Origin of the sequence: uncultured Streptococcus sp. (genome assembly GCF_905372115.1) — a bacterium.
Lineage (GTDB): Bacteria > Bacillota > Bacilli > Lactobacillales > Streptococcaceae > Streptococcus.
Window position 1 is genome coordinate 1 of the sequence record NZ_CAJPNR010000043.1, and the last position, 18,118, is coordinate 18,118.

The 18,118-nt window shown below is 43.0% G+C and carries 15 protein-coding genes, 2 tRNA genes and 1 pseudogene; 10 read left to right on the plus strand and 8 right to left on the minus strand.

From position 1 onward, the window contains the following. Positions 1 to 108 precede the first annotated feature (108 nt). Both QZ169_RS09600 and QZ169_RS09605 read left to right on the plus strand, forming a co-directional pair. Positions 109 to 182: transfer RNA gene (locus QZ169_RS09600), tRNA-Arg, on the plus strand. A gap of 46 nt (positions 183 to 228) precedes the next feature. Further along, a tRNA-Pro gene (locus QZ169_RS09605) sits at positions 229 to 302 on the plus strand. A gap of 369 nt (positions 303 to 671) precedes the next feature. Here QZ169_RS09605 and QZ169_RS09610 read toward each other — a convergent pair. The 4 genes from QZ169_RS09610 to QZ169_RS09625 all read right to left on the minus strand — a co-directional run bounded on the left by QZ169_RS09610 (position 672) and on the right by QZ169_RS09625 (position 3,315). Continuing rightward, positions 672 to 989, minus strand: a complete 318-nt coding sequence (locus tag QZ169_RS09610; protein WP_002913192.1) for a DUF960 domain-containing protein — start codon at positions 987 to 989, stop codon at positions 672 to 674. 126 nt (positions 990 to 1,115) lie between these two features. Next, positions 1,116 to 1,649, minus strand: coding sequence for a DUF402 domain-containing protein (locus QZ169_RS09615; RefSeq protein WP_002896978.1), 534 nt, complete (start codon positions 1,647 to 1,649; stop codon positions 1,116 to 1,118). Between the two features lie 86 nt (positions 1,650 to 1,735). Further along, positions 1,736 to 2,512: a recombination regulator RecX gene (gene recX, locus QZ169_RS09620; protein WP_295506667.1), complete on the minus strand. Its 777-nt coding sequence runs from the start codon at positions 2,510 to 2,512 to the stop codon at positions 1,736 to 1,738. 26 nt (positions 2,513 to 2,538) lie between these two features. Further along, positions 2,539 to 3,315 (minus strand): aminoglycoside 3'-phosphotransferase, encoded by a 777-nt coding sequence (locus tag QZ169_RS09625; RefSeq protein WP_295506669.1) that lies wholly within the window; start codon positions 3,313 to 3,315, stop codon positions 2,539 to 2,541. Positions 3,316 to 3,370: 55 nt separating this feature from the next. Between QZ169_RS09625 and rlmD the strand changes: the two genes are divergently transcribed. Then, complete coding sequence (gene rlmD / locus QZ169_RS09630) at positions 3,371 to 4,741, plus strand: 23S rRNA (uracil(1939)-C(5))-methyltransferase RlmD (protein ID WP_295506671.1); 1,371 nt, start codon at positions 3,371 to 3,373, stop codon at positions 4,739 to 4,741. Between the two features lie 198 nt (positions 4,742 to 4,939). Here the strand turns inward: rlmD and QZ169_RS09635 are convergent, their stop codons facing one another. The 4 genes from QZ169_RS09635 to QZ169_RS09650 form a co-directional block, all read right to left on the minus strand. Further along, positions 4,940 to 5,644, minus strand: coding sequence for an MIP/aquaporin family protein (locus QZ169_RS09635; protein WP_002899687.1), 705 nt, complete (start codon positions 5,642 to 5,644; stop codon positions 4,940 to 4,942). Positions 5,645 to 5,711: 67 nt separating this feature from the next. Next, complete coding sequence (glpO, locus tag QZ169_RS09640; protein ID WP_295506674.1) at positions 5,712 to 7,538, minus strand: type 1 glycerol-3-phosphate oxidase; 1,827 nt, start codon at positions 7,536 to 7,538, stop codon at positions 5,712 to 5,714. Between the two features lie 68 nt (positions 7,539 to 7,606). Then, positions 7,607 to 9,115, minus strand: coding sequence for a glycerol kinase GlpK (glpK, locus tag QZ169_RS09645; protein ID WP_295506677.1), 1,509 nt, complete (start codon positions 9,113 to 9,115; stop codon positions 7,607 to 7,609). A gap of 157 nt (positions 9,116 to 9,272) precedes the next feature. Next, positions 9,273 to 10,700 (minus strand): helix-turn-helix domain-containing protein, encoded by a 1,428-nt coding sequence (locus tag QZ169_RS09650; protein ID WP_295506679.1) that lies wholly within the window; start codon positions 10,698 to 10,700, stop codon positions 9,273 to 9,275. A gap of 253 nt (positions 10,701 to 10,953) precedes the next feature. Here QZ169_RS09650 and QZ169_RS09655 point away from each other — a divergent pair, with 253 nt between their 5' ends. The 7 genes and pseudogenes from QZ169_RS09655 to QZ169_RS09685 all read left to right on the plus strand — a co-directional run. Next, positions 10,954 to 11,184 (plus strand): DUF1858 domain-containing protein, encoded by a 231-nt coding sequence (locus QZ169_RS09655; RefSeq protein WP_295506681.1) that lies wholly within the window; start codon positions 10,954 to 10,956, stop codon positions 11,182 to 11,184. 2 nt (positions 11,185 to 11,186) lie between these two features. Beyond that, entirely contained in the window at positions 11,187 to 12,548 is a 1,362-nt protein-coding gene (locus tag QZ169_RS09660) for a DUF438 domain-containing protein (protein WP_295506683.1), read from the plus strand. 26 nt (positions 12,549 to 12,574) lie between these two features. Continuing rightward, the gene (locus QZ169_RS09665; protein ID WP_295506685.1) at positions 12,575 to 12,829 is read left to right on the plus strand and encodes a DUF1912 family protein; all 255 of its coding nucleotides are present in this window, start codon (positions 12,575 to 12,577) and stop codon (positions 12,827 to 12,829) included. Between the two features lie 240 nt (positions 12,830 to 13,069). After that, positions 13,070 to 13,633, plus strand: a complete 564-nt coding sequence (locus tag QZ169_RS09670; protein WP_295506690.1) for a GNAT family N-acetyltransferase — start codon at positions 13,070 to 13,072, stop codon at positions 13,631 to 13,633. A gap of 239 nt (positions 13,634 to 13,872) precedes the next feature. Next, positions 13,873 to 14,811: a hypothetical protein gene (locus tag QZ169_RS09675; protein WP_223311176.1), complete on the plus strand. Its 939-nt coding sequence runs from the start codon at positions 13,873 to 13,875 to the stop codon at positions 14,809 to 14,811. Positions 14,812 to 14,836: 25 nt separating this feature from the next. Continuing rightward, entirely contained in the window at positions 14,837 to 17,488 is a 2,652-nt protein-coding gene (locus QZ169_RS09680) for a valine--tRNA ligase (RefSeq protein ID WP_295506688.1), read from the plus strand. A gap of 88 nt (positions 17,489 to 17,576) precedes the next feature. Next, a pseudogene (locus QZ169_RS09685) lies at positions 17,577 to 18,118 on the plus strand (hypothetical protein); the annotation flags it as partial.

Genomic DNA, 18,118 nt, shown 5'->3' on the forward strand with positions numbered 1-18,118 from the left:
AGTACCTGACTACGAATCAGGCGGTTAGAGGTTCGACTCCTCTAGGGTGCATTAAATAGTTTGATTTTTTCTGAATTTTTGCTATAATGAATTTAATATGAATAGTGAGCACCCTTAGCTCAACTGGATAGAGTACCTGACTACGAATCAGGCGGTTAGAGGTTCGACTCCTCTAGGGTGCATTTGGAAGCGAAGTCTTAGGGCTCCGTTTTTAGATTGTTTAAACACCGGGAAGTAGCTCAGCTTGGTAGAGTACTTGGTTTGGGACCAAGGTGTCGCAGGTTCGAATCCTGTCTTCCCGACTAGATAACATTGAAGATAGATGTACTAATCTATCTTTTTTGTTTTTAAGAAAACTGTTTGTTCGGTATCCATTACTTCGCTAACATATGTTGTTATTAGTTTTTCTTAGTCACAATCGGATCTAATAAGCAATACTATCTTTTAGGACTACTAGTCTTGTGTCTTTGTATAATCATAATCGAAGGCAAGAAATTTGATTATTAAATCAGGTTTAGTTTGATTTTAAAGGCTAGTGTTCTGAGAGTTTAAGCTCTATAATGCTGCTCAAATCTATTTTCCATTTGAGATGAATAATATTAAAGATAAAAACCTCTGATAGCAGTAAATAGTTGCTTTCAGAGGTTTTTATATGTGCTGAGTTTGATTTACTACATCAAAGAGTATTCGTCAGATAGCATAATGGTTTCTTTACCCTTGTTATCAACGATGTAGACTTTTCTGGGAAAGAAAGGGTCAAATTGATAGTTTAAGTCAAATGAAATAATGGTGTTGAAGTTTTTTTGTGAGAATCGCAGAGATACTCTTCCTTGGTGGTTAATGATTTCGAACTTGAGGACTGGGCGAAGTTCAAAGACACCTTTGAGATTGTTATCAATGATGTACCAGAATGAGTCGACAATTTCTTCAGGGAGGCTCGTCATGATGCCAAAGCTGGCATATCGGCCAAGAGTATTTGTAAATGCCATAGAGACTCCTTTCTTACAGTCTGGATTTTCTTATATGATACCCGAAAATGCTTGAGATTGCAAGGATTTGACCTCTGGTGAGGCCGAATTTGACAAAAGAAAAAGAGCTTGCGCTCTTTGACAACTTTATCGATTCTTTAGTTCAACATAACGTTTGTACCAAATATTGACATAAGCATCTGAAAATGGACCTCTTCCGTTGTTAATCCAATCAACTAGGATTTTGACATTTTCTTTGAGAATGAAATCCAAATCATCAGAATAGTGCATCTGTTTTTTGTGGCGTTCATATTCTTCTACATCCAACAGGCGTTTTTCACCATCAGCAAAGACTTTGACGTCTAAATCATAGTCAATGTATTTTAGAGCTTCATTATCCAGATAGTAAGGACTGGCTAGGTTGCAGTAGTATGAAGTTCCATTGTCTCGAATCATGGCAATGATATTAAACCAGTATTTTTTATGAAAATAGACAATGGCTGGTTCACGAGTTACCCAACGTCGGCCATCACTTTCTGTTACCAGTGTGTGGTCATTAACGCCAATAATGGCGTTTTCTGTTGTCTTTAGTACCATGGTATCTCGCCAGGTGCGGTGAAGATTCCCATCATGCTTATAACTTTGAATTGTAATAAAGTCGCCTTCTTTTGGAAGTTTCATAACTTACCAACTTTCTACAATTTATAAGTTCATCTTCTATATTGTAACATATTTTCATAGAAATGCATAAGTTTTCATTGGAAATCTTAAAGATATTCTCTCAGGGCGCTAGCGATGTCGGAGAAATCATAGCCTTTGCGTGCTAGAGCTTGGGTCAGACGCTGTTTTAAGTCATAGCCGTCGTATTTTTTTGAGTACTTGTGGTATTGCTTGTCTAGCTCTTTATAGAGCAGATCTTGCTGGTTTTCTTGGTCTTCTTCGATTTCCAAATGCTGATAGGCGGTTTTGGCTTGGCTGTATGAAAAACCTTTGTTTATCAAGGATTGAAGAAGTTTATCTTGTAAGGCCTTGCTGGGCAGTTTTCCCTGGTATTTTTTGAGCAGCTTTTCGGCAACCTTGTCCGTTAGTTCAGTAAAATCAAACTGGTTCAATTCTTCCTCTATGGTAGTGCTAGAAATCCCTTTTTGACTGAGCTTTTTCTTGAGAACAAAAGCGCCTTTGTCCCCAGTGAGAAGGTTGGATTGGATAAAAGAGTTAGCATATTTTCTATCATTAATCCAATTATCCTTTTTTAGATTGTCCAAGACCTGGCCGATGATTTCTGGTTGGATGTCGTGCTGTGTTAAGTAGTCTTTAACTTCCTTGGCAGTTCTTTGCTTGAAGGAGAGATGATAGAGGGCTAGATTTTTTCCGTAGGAGAATTGGGCATAGTCTTGAATTTCTGATAGCTCCTGCTCCGTAATTTCCATTCCTTTAGACAGCATGAAGCGAACGATGGTGTCTTCTGTGATATAGAGCTTTTCACTGTCGTCCAACTCCAAGAGGTAGAGTCTTTTTTTCTTTTCGATTTTTGTGATTTTCATAAGAGATTTTGGTAGAATCCTTTCTTTTAGCCAAATGCTTCAAAGGCAGCTATCAAGCGCAGTTTGTCTGTATCAACATCCTTCCGGCCATAGTAGTCAAGAAAGAGCTCTGCGTATTGGGGGTCAGATAAATTATAAGTAAGAGACCAGATTACCCAGTAAAGGTCAATGTGGCGATCGCTAAAGCCAGCGAGGCCGACGTCAATAAAGCAGGAGAAGGTTGCTGCGTCTTTCAGAATGAAATTAGGCAAGCAGGCATCTCCGTGGATTAAGGCGTCCGCCGTCAGTAGGTGTCCCTGCTCTTGGATAAGCTGGTATGCTTCCTCTCGACTTTTGATGTGAAATTGAGGCAGCAAGGCTTTTTGATAAAAGCAACCTTTCCGATAATTATGCTCTGCTTGCTCTTTATAGTGTTGGAGGCGATGCTGGATTGGGAAATGCTGGGCTTGGAGGCTGTGAAGTTTTCTGAGTGCGACAGCCATTGTTTGGCAAAGTTCTTCTGGCTGTTGGAGAAAGGCTAGGGCGTCCTTGCCCTCGGCTTTTTTAGTCAGCAAGTAGTCTTTATCTGCTGTCAAGTAGTGAACGACAGGTACACCGAGTCCTTGCTCTTCAAACCATTTGGCAAGTGTGGCTTCTTGGGCTAACTGGCCTTTTTGATCGATTTTCAAATAATAGCCCGTATCAACATAGAAAACGCTGGCAGCAGAATGTGAGGAGCTGTCGTAAAAGTTGGCCCCCTCTAGATAAGTTCGTATTTGCTCAGGGAAATGGGCTAGTGGAAGGGATATTTTTTCTGCTTTCATACTTTTATTGTAACATATTCTCAACTAATGCGACGCAGCGTGGTATAATAGAAGCATGAATGTGAAAGTGAAGCAAAGAATCCCTTTGAAAATTAAGAAAATGGGGATTAATGGGGAAGGGATTGGATTTTATAAGAAGACGCTGGTCTTTGTGCCAGGGGCTTTGAAGGGTGAAGAAGTCTACTGTCAGGTGACCAAGGTTCAGCGTAATTTCATCGAGGCCAAGCTCTTGACCATCAACAAGTGGTCAAAATTTCGGGTGGAAGCACCTTGTGAGATTTATGATAGGTGTGGGGGATGTCAAATCATGCACCTCCACTATGACAAGCAGTTGGAGTTTAAGGAAGATTTGCTGCGTCAGGCCTTGAAAAAATTTGCGCCAGCTGGCTATGAGAACTATGAGATTCGTCCGACCATTGGTATGCAGGAGCCGCTCTATTATCGGGCTAAACTGCAGTTTCAGACTCGGAAATTCAAGGATGAAGTTAAGGCGGGGCTCTATGCCCAGAATTCCCACTATCTGGTCTCGCTGAAAAACTGTCTGGTTCAGGACAAGGTGACACAACAGATCATAAATAAGGTGGCCCGGCTTTTAGGTAAGTATAGGCTACCCATCTATGATGAGAGAAAGACTGCTGGGGTACGCACTGTCATGATTCGCAGAGCCAGAAAGACAGGTCAGGTGCAGATGATTTTTGTGACAGGGCGCAAGCTGGACTTTTCTCCAGTCGTCCGAGACCTAGTGGCTGAATTTCCAGAGCTGGAGACAGTGGCGGTCAATTATCATACGAGCAAGTCTAGTGAGATTTATGGGGATAAGACAGAGATTATATGGGGCGAGGCGGCTATCCAAGAAGGAGTGCTGGACTATGAGTTCTCCCTATCGCCTCGAGCTTTCTATCAGCTCAATCCGGAGCAGACAGAGGTGCTCTATGGGGAGGCGGTTAAGGCGCTGGATGTAACGGAAGAAGACCATTTGATTGATGCTTATTGCGGAGTGGGGACCATCGGCTTTGCCTTTGCTAAAAGGGTCAAGTCTCTACGTGGCATGGACATCATCCCTGAGGCGATTGAAGACGCCAAACGGAATGCCAAGCGGATGGGCTTTGACAATACACTCTACGAGGCTGGAACGGCTGAGGAGATTATTCCTCGCTGGTACTCTGAGGGTTATCGGGCGGATGCCTTGATTGTCGATCCGCCGCGAACAGGTCTGGACGATAAGCTGCTGGAGACGATTGTTCGCTATGCACCTGAGAAGATGGTTTACGTTTCCTGCAATGTCTCAACTCTGGCTCGCGATTTGGTCAAGCTCTGTCAGGTCTACGATGTCCACTACATCCAGTCGGTTGATATGTTTCCGCATACTGCTCGGACCGAGGCAGTGGTGAAATTGTCTAAGAGGGATAGCACTCGTTTGAGTTAATCGGAAACGGCTCGCTAAAATTGACAAAATAATTCTAAAAAGGACTTAGTTTTCTGTGATACAGAGCTAAGTCTTTTCTTTTGTCAAAATCGCAATGGTTTTTATCGTAAGAGTAAGTTCGGAAGTTAGTCTCCTCCTAATCTATTAGTCAAAAAAAGAGAACACTCGTCAAGTGTTCTCAAATAGCAATCAGTTATATTAGAATAAACCGAAGACTAGGACTGCAAGGACGGCACCAATGATTGGTCCGACAACCGGAATCCAAGCATAGCTCCAATCGCCATTTCCTTTGTTTGGAATCGGAAGGAGACTGTGCATGATGCGAGGTCCTAAGTCACGAGCTGGATTGAGGGCGTAGCCTGTTGTTCCACCAAGTGAAAGACCAATCCCGACAATCAATGTTCCGACTGCAAAAGTGCCAATGCCTGCTTGCAGCTTATAAAGTCCTAGAGCGAAGATAGTGAGTACAAGAACAAAAGTTCCAAGGATTTCGCTAATCAGGTTAGAGAAGGTATCTTTGATAGCTGGTCCTGTGCTGAATGTACCCAGGACGTTAGCCGGATTTTCTTCAGCTAGATAGTGAGGTTTGAACTGCAGGAAGACGAGGAATTGTCCGACCATAGCACCTGCAAACTGAGCAAGGACGTAAGGAAGAACAGATGCCCAAGGCAAATCACCTTTCAGAGCGACTCCGATAGTTAGGGCAGGATTCAGATGGGCTGGGCCAAGGTTGCCAGATACAAAAGCAGCGATGGCAACAGCGATCCCCCATCCCATGGTAATCACAATCCAACCTGAATTGTGGCTCTTAGTTTTGGGAAGAACTACACCTGCAACTACGCCATTTCCCAGAAGGAGCAAGAGCAGTGTTCCTAAAAATTCGCCAAATATTTCTTTCATCATCTATGTTACTCCATTTAAAAGAAGGGGTGGCAGACAGTTCTTGGTCTACCGCCTCTTCTCGTATTTTCTATTTTTTTAATTCTTCTAAATCGTTATTTGCAAGGGCAGCTTGAACATCATTTCGATAAGCTGTTTTTTCATCTTCTGTCCAGTCGTAGAATCGTCCCATTTCATCCAGAACAGGCTCTACAATAGCGTCTAAACCATCCCGCATAAAGAGCATGTGGTTAGTCCGACGAAGTAGGAAGTCGACTGGGCTAAGTGCTAATTCATTACGCATGGCATAATGCAGTGACAAGGTATCTGCTAGGCTGAGACCTGGTGCTTGCTCGATACTGTGTGCGAGGGCAAAGACTTTAGGAGCATTCGAACCGTAAAGGTTTGCAAGATAGAAGGCTTCCTTACTATCGAGACCACGTGATACGCCGAGTTGTGCAAAGGCTTCGATTTCTGAATCGACATTTGCTGGATTCAATTCTCCGCCTGATACAGGATAGGTCTTAGAGTTGATGAGCTTGAAGCTGCGGTCAAATTCTGCTTTGAGGATTTCAACCACGCGCTCCATAGCGCCTTCAGCCATCTTACGATAGTCCGTAATCTTACCGCCAGCAAGAGTCAAGAGGCCATTGTTATCACGTTCCAGGCTGGAACCGCGAGACACGGCAGATGGATCCAAGTGTTTTTCAGACGTGCTGCTTTCGAGTTGCGTAACAGCCGCCTCGACATCCTCACGGGATTTTTCTTTAGCCAGATAGCTCTCAACAGTCGCAATCAGTTCATTGAAGCTTTCATCACTGATAGTACCGTTGTTTCCGCCGTTGTAGTCAGAAGCACTGTTTCCTGCGATTAGAGGACGCAGGCCAGCCCAGCTACTTTCGATGTCGTCAATCGTGATGTTTGCTTCTGGGAAGCGATTATTGACAATGCTCAAGAGGTAATCCACATCTTCTTGTGTTACTTTTGGATGCTCTAGGTCGCCAGTGTAGTCAGTGTCAGTCGTACCAAAGTAGGTTTTATTTTCACGTGGAAGAACAAAGACCATCCGGCCGTCTCCCAAGCCTGTGTCAAAGTAGACTGGCTGAGAAACCTTGATCTTGCTAGAGTCAACTACCAAGTGAACACCCTTGGTTGGACGCATTTGTGAATATTGCTCACCGTCATTTGATAGATTGCGTACCTTGTCGCTCCAAGGACCAGTTGTATTGATAACCAAGCGAGCCTTGATTTCAAAGACTTCATCTGTCAAGAGGTCACGCGCAACAACGCCTGTAATCTTTCCAGATTCATCAAAGAGGAAGCCTTCTGCCTTGACATGGTTGGCAATCAGGGCGCCGTCTTGATTGGCGCGTTTGATATTTTCAATCACGAGACGCGCGTCATTGTTGCGGAAGTCAAGATAGACACCGCCGCCGACTAAGCCTTCCTTCTTAAGTTCAGGTTCCCGTTCTAAGACTTCTTCCTTGCTCAAGACCTTGTTGGCAGCAGGAGTGTTGTTGACACCAGCCAAGAGGTCGTAGAGGTCCATAGCTACCTTGAGACGGAAGAGGCTGAAAGTAGCGTCTTCTTCTTCATAGACAGGCAGCAGCATAGGGTCTGGTTTTGGAATATGAGGGGCAATTTGCTGAACGACAGCACGCTCAGAAACTGTATCTGAGACCACCTCTACGTCGAATTGCTTGAGGTAACGAAGGCCACCATGGACCAATTTGGTAGAACGGCTAGAAGTCCCTTCTGCAAAGTCTTGCATTTCAATCAGACCGGTCTCCAGGCCACTAGCTGCTGCTTGTAAGGCTACCCCAGCGCCGGTAATCCCACCACCAATAATCAGGAGGTCTAAGGTGCGTTCCTGCATTTTTTTAATCGATAATTCACGTGTTTTCTTTGAAAATTCCATAATTACACACTTTCTAACTGAGTTGCTTCATGGTTCTACTGATTTTATCATCAAAATAAGAATCAGTATTAGTCGTCGATTTCTGCAAAGACTTGAGTTGCCTTAACGGCTTTTTTCCATCCTTTGTAGAGTTGTTCCTTGCGGGATTCATTCATAGATGGTTCAAAGAGTTCTCCAGTTTCATTGAGAGTGCGGAGTTCGTCCAAGTCTTTCCAGTAGCCTACTGACAGTCCTGCCAAGAAGGCTGCACCGAGAGCAGTTGTTTCTAAGTTTTTAGCACGGGCAATATCGATTCCCAAAATGTCAGCCTGGAACTGCATGAGGAAGTTGTTCATAGCAGCACCGCCATCGACTTTGAGGACTTGAATAGCAGTCTTAGCGTCCACCTGCATAGTATCGATGATGTCTCGTACTTGGTAAGCAATGGATTGCAGAGTAGCCTTGATAAAGTCTTCCTTGCTGGTTCCGCGGGTCAAGCCAAAGACAGATCCACGTGCATTTTGATCCCAGTAGGGAGCGCCCAGACCTGTAAAGGCAGGTACGACATATACTTCATCATTGTTGTGGGAATTGAGAGCATATTTTTCAGATTCTGGTGAATTTTCAACCATCCGAAGACCGTCGCGCAGCCATTGAATAGCACTTCCGGCAATGAAGATAGAACCTTCTAAAGCATAGTAAACTTTGCCATTAATTCCATAACCAATGGTTGTCAAGAGGTTATTTTCAGACAGCTGCATCTCTTCACCAGTGTTCATGATGATGAAAGAACCAGTTCCATAAGTATTCTTAACCATACCAGGCTCAAAAGCTAACTGTCCAAAGAGAGCGGCCTGTTGGTCACCAGCCATACCAGAAATCGGAACTTCTCCGCCGTAGAAATGGAATGGAGCAGTTTTACCATAGATTTCTGAGTTAGAACGAACTTCAGGAAGCATGGCCTTTGGAATGTTAAGGATTTCCAAAATCTCGTCGTCCCATTTGAGTTCCTTGATATTATAGAGCATGGTACGGGCTGCATTTGAGTAGTCTGTCACGTGAGCCGCGCCGTCAGTTAATTTCCAAACCAACCAGGTATCAATGGTACCAAAGAGCAATTCACCCTTTTCAGCTCTTTCTTGCGCTCCTTCTACATGGTCCAAAATCCAGCGAACCTTGGTAGCAGAGAAGTAAGCGTCAATAATCAAACCAGTCTTTTCATGGAATTTTTCTACATAGCCTTGGTTTTTGAGCTGTTCAGCCAGAGGAGCTGTCTGACGAGATTGCCAAACGATAGCATTGTAGATAGGAAGACCTGTATTCTTATCCCAGACGACAGTTGTTTCACGCTGGTTAGTGATTCCGATAGCTTCGATTTGATTAGGTTTGACCCCGCTTTCGATGAAGGCACCGGCGATAACGGACTGCACTGAGTTCCAAATTTCATTGGCATTGTGCTCAACCCATCCAGCTTGAGGGAAAATCTGAGTAAATTCTTTTTGACTGGAGCTAACTTTTTCTCCTTTTTTGTTAAAGATGATGGCGCGGGAACTAGTAGTTCCTTGGTCGATAGCCATGATGTATTTTTCTTGTGACATGAACTGTCCTCCTGGTAAAAATCTTGAGGATGTTTCCTCTACAGTAACTAGTATATAAAATAAAACGCTTTCTTTTTCATCAACTTTTTTTAAATTTTAAAAAAATCTGAGGAGATTGTGCGAAAATCACAAAGAAACCTGGATTTCTCCAAGTTTCTTAATGAAATATCATGTGACGGATTTGAGCCAAATCTTCCAAATCTAAGTCATTTTTTAAATAATAGATGGGAACCTGCTGGGTCTGATGAATAGGATTGTTGGTGATGATAAGGTCATAATTTCTGGTCAGGTCGTAGGATTCAATCGTAATAAAACGGTTGTACTCTAAATAGCGTCTTAAAATGGCCGTCATCCTAGAAACAACGATAAAACTATCTGTCAAGTCCATGCCTATCTTGATGACTTGACCGTCATTTTCAGCAATGTACTCCATCAGCTGGAGCCATTCCCACAAAACTTTTTTATCCAGAGATGTTCCCTGTTGGAAAATAGGCAGTTTGCTAAAAATAGTGTCTGCCACTTGTCGATAATCGTATTCGCTCCATAAGTAAAGATGGCGAAGTTCTAAGTCATGCTTGTATTTGTCTTGCAAGAGATAGCCTTTGAAAAGAAAGACGCGGGCGCAGAGCTGGCTTAGTTCGTAGGTCATTTGGTCCTCGATGTAGTCACCTAGCAAGTCCTGAGATTTCATCTCTTGAATCAGTTGCGTAATCAGGCTGGCAATTTCACCGCCAAAGCCCAGTATATACTCCATGGTGTGCAGGGGCAGAATCCGATGGGAAAGCAGAAATGAAAAGAAAATCATCATTTCTCCGTCTTCCTGACTCAGAGTGATGTGCTGCCCGGCAAAGAAATCATTTGTCCGGCGATGCAAGCGCTGGTAGAAGATGTTTTCAAAATAGCCTTGCATTTTCTGCTCAATGATTTGAAATTGACAGGCATTGACTCTTAGGCGTTGTTGGGTGATATGTGCCCAAAGAGCCAAGTCCAATCGCTGCCCTTGAGAGAGTTGGGCTCCGCAGAGCTCTTCTAAGACGGCAACTTCCTGCCTTCTTTCTGATTTTTGAAGTTCTTTTTCCCAATCTTGGCTGGACCAGACCTTGCGAAAGAGGCAGAAATAAAAATAGCGGATCTGGTGCTCAGGCCCTTTTAAGCGGCCATTTTGGATAGATAGCTCAAACTCTGATAAAATCTGATTTAGACCAGATATATGGCGGCCGAGTGTTGCTTCACTGATCATCAGTTCCTGAGCTAATTGATGGGCTAAAAACTGCTGATGATAGAGCAAGTAGTTCAAAATCTGAAATTTAATAGCATTGCCCAAGAAGAGTCTGCGAATATCCCGACCTTTGGTATCAGAACCGATGGACAGACTGAGCGTTTCGTCCTGAAGCTGGATGGATAAGGCTGCATGATGATCCACAGCCTTGTCGTTAATCAAGCTAATGTACTTGGTCAAAGTTGCTTTCGAGAATCCTGTTTCTGACATGACGGCCTTTAAACTGGATGTAGAATGCTGCTGTAAATAAGACAGGATAATAAACTGCCCCGCTTCACTCTTTTCCATTAAGTCTGCAATATACATACGAAAACCCTCTCAATTCACTAATCTTAGCTTATCACAAAAGGGAAAAAAGTCGAAGCAATGTGCTTTATATTTTCTTATCGTTGCCTGAGGCAATAATGGAAGGCAGAAGTCTATCATCATATCTATCTTAATTCGCCATTCCATTTCTTTTGAACAAGCGTAAGAAGAGCAAATTATCACACTTTTTTGCTTTGGGTCTGATAGATTTTTTATGGTATAATTGTAGAAAAATAACGATGAGGGAGCAGATATGGATAATGTGATTGATTTGTCTATCCCAGTGGCAGAAGTGATTGAGAAGCAGCCTGAAGTTTTGGATGTTTTGGTCGAGTTGGGCTTTACGCCTCTGGCCAATCCTGTCATGCGCAATACAGTCGGGCGCGTGGTTTCTATCAAAAAAGGAGCTGCCATGAACGGCATTGACCTGAATAAAATCAAGCAAACTCTGGAATTAAATGGCTATGAAGTGGTGGGGATTTAGGCATGGCTACTGAACGCATTGAAGTCCTCAAGTCTATCTTGCTGGATCTACATAACGGAGCTTCTGCAGAATCCGTTCAGGAGCTTTTCAACAAGCATTTTGCTGGTGTGTCCGCTATTGAGATTAGCCTGATGGAGCATGAGCTGATGAACTCGGATACGGGAGTGACCTTTGAAGATATCATGTCTCTCTGCAATGTCCATGCCAACCTCTTTAAAGGTGCCATTCAGGATGTGGAGGTGGCTGATACCGACCATCCAGGTCATCCTGTTCAGATTTTTAAGCAGGAAAATCTAGCACTGCGGGCTGCCCTCATGCGGGTTCGCAGGCTCCTATCTACCTATGAAAGCACAGAAGATGAGGAGCTTCTCCCTGAAATCCGCAAGGGACTCCAGCGCCAGCTGGGTTTGGTGGGGCAGTTTGATATCCACTATCAGCGCAAGGAAGAGCTTATGTTTCCTATCATGGAGAGCTACGGCCACGATTCGCCGCCCAAGGTCATGTGGGGCGTGGATGATCAGATTCGGGACCTTTTCCAAGAGGCTAAGATTGCTGCAGAGCAACTACCGGATAGCACGATTCAAGAAGTCAAGGACAAGTTTGAAACTTTTGCTGCTGAGTTTGAAGCTATGATTTTCAAGGAAGAGTCCATCCTTCTCATGATACTCCTCGAGTCCTTTACTCAGGACGACTGGCTCAAGATTGCTGAGGAGAGCGATGCTTATGGCTATGCCATCATCAAGCCAACAGAGAAATGGATTCCTGCTCGGCACTCATTCTCGGAGGAGGAAGTTAGGGATGCTGCTGATGAAGGAAGCGAAGCGGCAGCCAGTAGAGAACAAACTAGTGATGGCAGATTTGAGCAGGTCATTGATACGCCGGATGGTCAGGTCACTATTTCCTTTAAGCCTAAGGAAAAGAAGGAGCAAGCCTTTAATCGGGAGTCCCAGCAGCCTTTTGGTCATGGATATCTGTCTGTGGCGGAGGCCAATCTGATTTTGGACCATCTGCCCATGGAGATTACCTTTGTCAATAAGGATGATATTTTCCAGTATTATAATGACAGCGTGCCAGCGGACGAGATGATTTTCAAGCGGACACCGTCCCAGATAGGGCGCAATGTCGAGCTTTGTCACCCGCCCAAGTTTTTGGATAAGGTGCGGCGAATTTTCAAGGCTCTGCGCAAGGGAGAGCGGGACAAGTTTGAGATGTGGTTCAAGTCGGAATCAAGGGGCAAGTTTGTTCATGTGACCTATGCAGCGGTGCGGGATGAATCTGGTGAATTTCAGGGGGTGCTGGAGTATGTACAGGACATTCAGCCCTTCCGTGACATTGACAGTGATTTTTACCGAGATTTGGACTAAATATTTGCAGTTAGAAAGTGAGAAAAATGAGTTACGAACAAGAATTTTTACAGGAGTTTGAAGCTTGGGTCAAGACCCAGGTCATGATTAACGAGATGGCCCTCAAGGAGAGTCAGGTAGTCTACGAGGCAGACCAAGACGAGCTGGCCAAGGAAGCGGCTATTCGCTATGAAAGTCGTCTCGATGCCTACCAGTTCCTTTTAGGAAAATTCGCCAACTATCAGGCGGGCAAGGGATTTCATGACCTGCCAGACGGATTTTTGGGTGAGAGAAATTATTGATTTTTCGCTAGAAAGGTGATAGAATAAGTTCATCAGAGGTGTTTTGAGTCAAGCATTTTACAGAAAGTGGCGGTGCTGAGAAGTCCACAAATGTGTCAAAGCTGGTTGCTGATGAGATGAAAAATTGAAATAAACAAAGTTGCGGGCGTTGCCCGAAATTGGGTGGTACCGCGGATAAACACATTCGTCCCTGTCATGGATATGACAGGGGCGATTTTTTGTAGAAAGCGAGGGAGAAGGATAACAAGAGTAGCATTACCAGATCGATTAGAAACAGAACGGCTCGTGTTACGAGTCCGTACAGTGGCAGATGCCGAAGATATCCATGCCTACGCCAGTCTGCCAGATGTCTCCTACCCAGCAGGCTTTCCGCCCGTCAAGACCTTGGAAGACGAGATTTACTATCTGGAGCATATCCTTCCTGAGCGTAATAAAAAGGAGAATCTCCCAGCAGGTTACGGGATTGTCGTCAAAGGGACGGATAAGATCATCGGCTCTGTGGATTTCAACCATCGGCACGAAGATGATGTGCTTGAGCTTGGCTATATCTTGCACTCAGACTATTGGGGACGAGGTTATGTGCCAGAAGCGGCGCGTGCCTTGATTGATTTAGCTTTTAAAGAACTGGATCTTCATAAGATTGAGTTGTCCTGCTTTGGCTATAATCTTCAAAGTCAACGAGTCGCAGAGAAACTTGGCTTCACCCTCGAAGCTCGCATCCGAGACCGCAAAGATGCCCAAGGTAATCGCTGTGATGATTTGAGGTATGGGTTGTTGAGGAGTGAGTGGGAGGATAAACGATGAATGAGATTTCTAACTTCATCCTGTATCCAACTCTAAATGGTGATTTTTAGTTGGATATTCTTTTGCAAAATGACAAACTTTTGCTGACATAAAAGGAATTTTTGAGCTACTTGGTTTTACCGAGTCAACGATAAGTGAACATTTATAATAATGTAGAATAGGAAAATGAGAAGTTTAACAGAACTCAGAAGATTGTGTCGGATTTTGGTAAGCATATTAGGAATATGATAGGGGGAAGAATGAATAAAAAAATTTTTGAGAGGTTAAAAAAGTTTAAAATAACAGCTCAAAGTAATATTGTAGAAAGGGCATTTAAATTTTTCGATTATACTGGTATTAAATACCTATTTATGTTACCCTTTCTTTTTTTAATTATTAATTTAGATAAAACAAGACTAATAAGGGATTTTTTGATTCTAGGTTTTAATCTTTATCAAATATTGATATTAATATTACTGGTTATCTATCTAATCAACTATTACCCTAGATCCAAAAGGATAAAAGATTTTTCTGATAATAAAGAATACCAGAATATTATTACTGTAGTTAGAGAAATAATATGGTCATTTTCTCTTTTATTATTTGTGGGTATTTTGATTAATCATTTTAAGATCAATAAAGTTTATCATGATTTATTTATTACAATTGTTTTCATACGTTTTTATTTTTCATTGATGATGATCTTAATTGGTAGTAGTTTATTAAAATTTTTGTTTCAAATCTTAATGATTACAATCGGTGTTTATACTATTAGTGTATTTGATATTAAATGGTGGGCGCTTATAACGGGCGGATTGGCTATCTGGCATTATATCAATTCAATAGATTTTGTTATTTTTCTAAGAAAAGGTAAAGATATAGAGTCAAAATACATTTCGGATAAAGTGAAATATATATGGCAACGCAATAAGCTGAGTGGATATCTTTTGACTTTTTTATTGTATGCTTCTTTGCTTATATCAAGTTTTTTCGAGAAAAAGAACATGGTCGCTTCTGAGAGATTAAATATTAGGATGCCAATATTAATGATTATTTCGTTTTTGGTAGCTATTTTAATTGCTGTTAATTCATTTATTATAAATCGAAAAAGAAAGAACAAAACAACGATTGTTAAAATGAGAAAACTCCCGAAATGGAAAAAATTAATTGCTATGTATTTAATTTTACAAAAGAAATAAAATGAATTATGTAAGGAGAACACACATGTCTAAACAACTTTCACCTAAATACAATCCAGCCGAGGTTGAGGCTGGTCGTTATCAAAAATGGCTTGATGCCGATGTTTTCAAGCCTTCAGGAGATCAAAAGGCTAAGCCTTATTCGATTGTGATTCCACCACCAAACGTGACTGGGAAACTCCACCTTGGTCACGCTTGGGATACGACCTTGCAGGATATTGTCATCCGTCAGAAGCGCATGCAAGGCTTTGATACGCTTTGGCTTCCGGGGATGGACCACGCGGGGATTGCGACTCAGGCTAAGGTCGAGGAGCGCTTGCGGGAGCAAGGCATTTCCCGCTATGACCTTGGTCGTGAGAAATTCCTCGACAAGGTCTGGGAATGGAAAGACGAATACGCTACGACCATCAAGGAACAATGGGGTAAGATGGGGCTCTCTGTGGACTATTCTCGTGAGCGTTTCACCCTTGACGAAGGTTTGTCAAAAGCTGTTCGCAAGGTTTTTGTCGAACTTTACAAGAAAGGCTGGATCTACCGTGGTGAGTTTATCATCAACTGGGATCCAGCAGCTCGCACAGCTCTTTCTGATATCGAGGTGATTCACAAGGACGTGGAAGGTGCCTTCTACCACATGAACTATATGCTGGAGGATGGTTCACGCGCCCTTGAAGTAGCGACCACTCGTCCTGAGACTATGTTTGGGGACGTTGCCGTTGCGGTCTATCCAGAAGACCCACGCTATAAGGACTTGATTGGCCAAAACGTAGTTCTCCCTATTGCTAACAAATTAATCCCAATCGTTGCGGACGAACATGCCGACCCTGAATTTGGGACAGGTGTCGTGAAAATCACGCCGGCTCACGATCCATATGACTTCTTGGTTGGTCAACGCCATAACTTGCCACAAGTTAACGTGATGAACGACGACGGAACCATGAATGACTTGGCCTTTGAATTTGCAGGGTTAGACCGTTTTGAAGCTCGCAAAGCTGTTGTCAAGAAACTGGAAGAAATCGGCGCCCTTGTTAAAATCGAAAAACGTGTCCACAGTGTTGGTCACTCAGAGCGGACTGGCGTTATGGTTGAGCCGCGCTTGTCTACTCAGTGGTTTGTCAAGATGGACCAATTGGCTAAGAATGCCATTGCCAACCAAGCAACAGAGGACAAGGTAGAATTCTACCCACCTCGCTTTAATGACACCTTCCTCCTATGGATGGTAAGTGTCCACGACTGGGTTATCTCTCGCCAGCTCTGGTGGGGGCACCAAATCCCAGCTTGGTACAATGCTGAAGGTGAAATCTATGTAGGCGAAGAAGCGCCGGAAGGTGATGGTTGGTCTCAAGATCCAGATGTGTTGGATACTTGGTTCAGTTCAGCCCTTTGGCCCTTCTCAACCATGGGCTGGCCTGATGTCGACTCAGAAGACTTCAAACGCTACTTCCCAACTTCAACCTTGGTTACAGGCTACGACATCATCTTCTTCTGGGTATCTCGGATGATCTTCCAATCCTTGGAATTCACTGGTCGTCAGCCATTCCAAAATGTGCTCATCCATGGTCTTATCCGTGACGAGCAAGGCCGCAAGATGTCGAAATCTCTCGGTAACGGGATTGATCCGATGGATGTCATTGACAAATACGGTGCTGATGCCCTGCGTTGGTTCCTTTCAAACGGTTCTGCTCCTGGCCAAGACGTCCGCTTCAGCTATGAAAAAATGGATGCTTCTTGGAACTTTATTAACAAAATCTGGAACATTTCCCGCTATATCCTCATGAACAATGAAGGTTTGACGCTGGATGCGGCGCGTGAGAATGTCGCTCAGGTGGCGGCTGGTCAGGCTGGCAATGTCACCGACCGCTGGATTCTCCACAACCTCAACGAAACCATTGGCAAGGTTACTGAAAACTTTGATAAGTTCGAGTTTGGTGTAGCTGGACACATCCTCTACAACTTCATTTGGGATGAATTTGCCGACTGGTATGTGGAGCTGACTAAAGAAGTGCTTTATAGCGACAACGAAGACGAGAAAGTTATCACTCGTTCTGTCCTTCTTTACACGCTGGACCAAATTCTGCGCCTGCTTCACCCAATCATGCCTTTCGTGACCGAGGAAATCTTTGGTCAAATCTCAGAAGGCACCATTGTGACAGCGGCTTATCCAGTGGTTCGTCCAGAGTTTGAAAATGCCGAGGCAGCAGCTGGTGTGGAAGCCCTCAAGGATCTGATTCGTTCGGTGCGCAATAGCAGAGCTGAGGTCAATGTGGCGCCAAGCAAGCCGATTACTATCTTGATTAAGACGACAGACAGTGCGCTGGAAACCTTCTTCAAGGATAATATCAACTACATCAAGCGCTTCACCAATCCGGAACATCTGGAAATCGCATCAACCATCCCTGCACCTGAACTCGCTATGTCAAGCGTCATCACAGGAGCAGAAATCTACTTGCCACTGGCAGATCTCCTCAATATCGAGGAAGAGCTGGCTCGTCTCGAAAAAGAACTAGCCAAGTGGCAGAAAGAACTGGATATGGTCGGCAAGAAACTCTCTAACGAACGCTTCGTAGCCAATGCCAAACCAGAAGTCGTCCAAAAAGAACGCGACAAACAAGCCGACTACCAAGCTAAGTACGACGCGACCGTTGCACGTATTGATGAGATGAAGAAGTTGGTGAAATAAGTAATTATATAAATATAATAAAACGCAGTGTAAAAACTGTGTTTTCTTGGTATAATGGAAGGAAAGTCATCATATAGTGAGGCAAATAATGAGTAAATCAAGATCAGCAATTAGTACTATAAAGGGTTATTTTTATCAGTTTGACAAATCAATTTTAGAGATTTTGGAGCAATCAGATGAGACAAACATAGTTACCATTGAGGGAGTTGAAGATATTGATATTGAAAAAGATGATGAAATACAATTTTTTCAATGTAAATATTATGAAAAAACTGATTTTAATAACAGTATTATAAAAGAACCAATACAGTTAATGTTTAGACACTATTTAAAAAATAGGACGGAGGCTCGAGATAAGAATTTCATTTATAGATTATATGGTTTTTATAAAAAAGGACATGAGAAGTTGTTGCAATTAACACAGGAAACTCTAAAAACATATTTTTTAGAGTTTGATAATTATGAGGTTATAGATGAATCAGGAAATTCAAATTATGAAATAAGAAATAAAAGTGGGAAAGTCATATTTAATGAAGTTGTACAAGAAGATGATATTGAAGATTTTAATAATCGTCTTTTTGTAGATATAGAAGCTGATAGTTATGAAAATCAAAATAAAAAAATAAAATC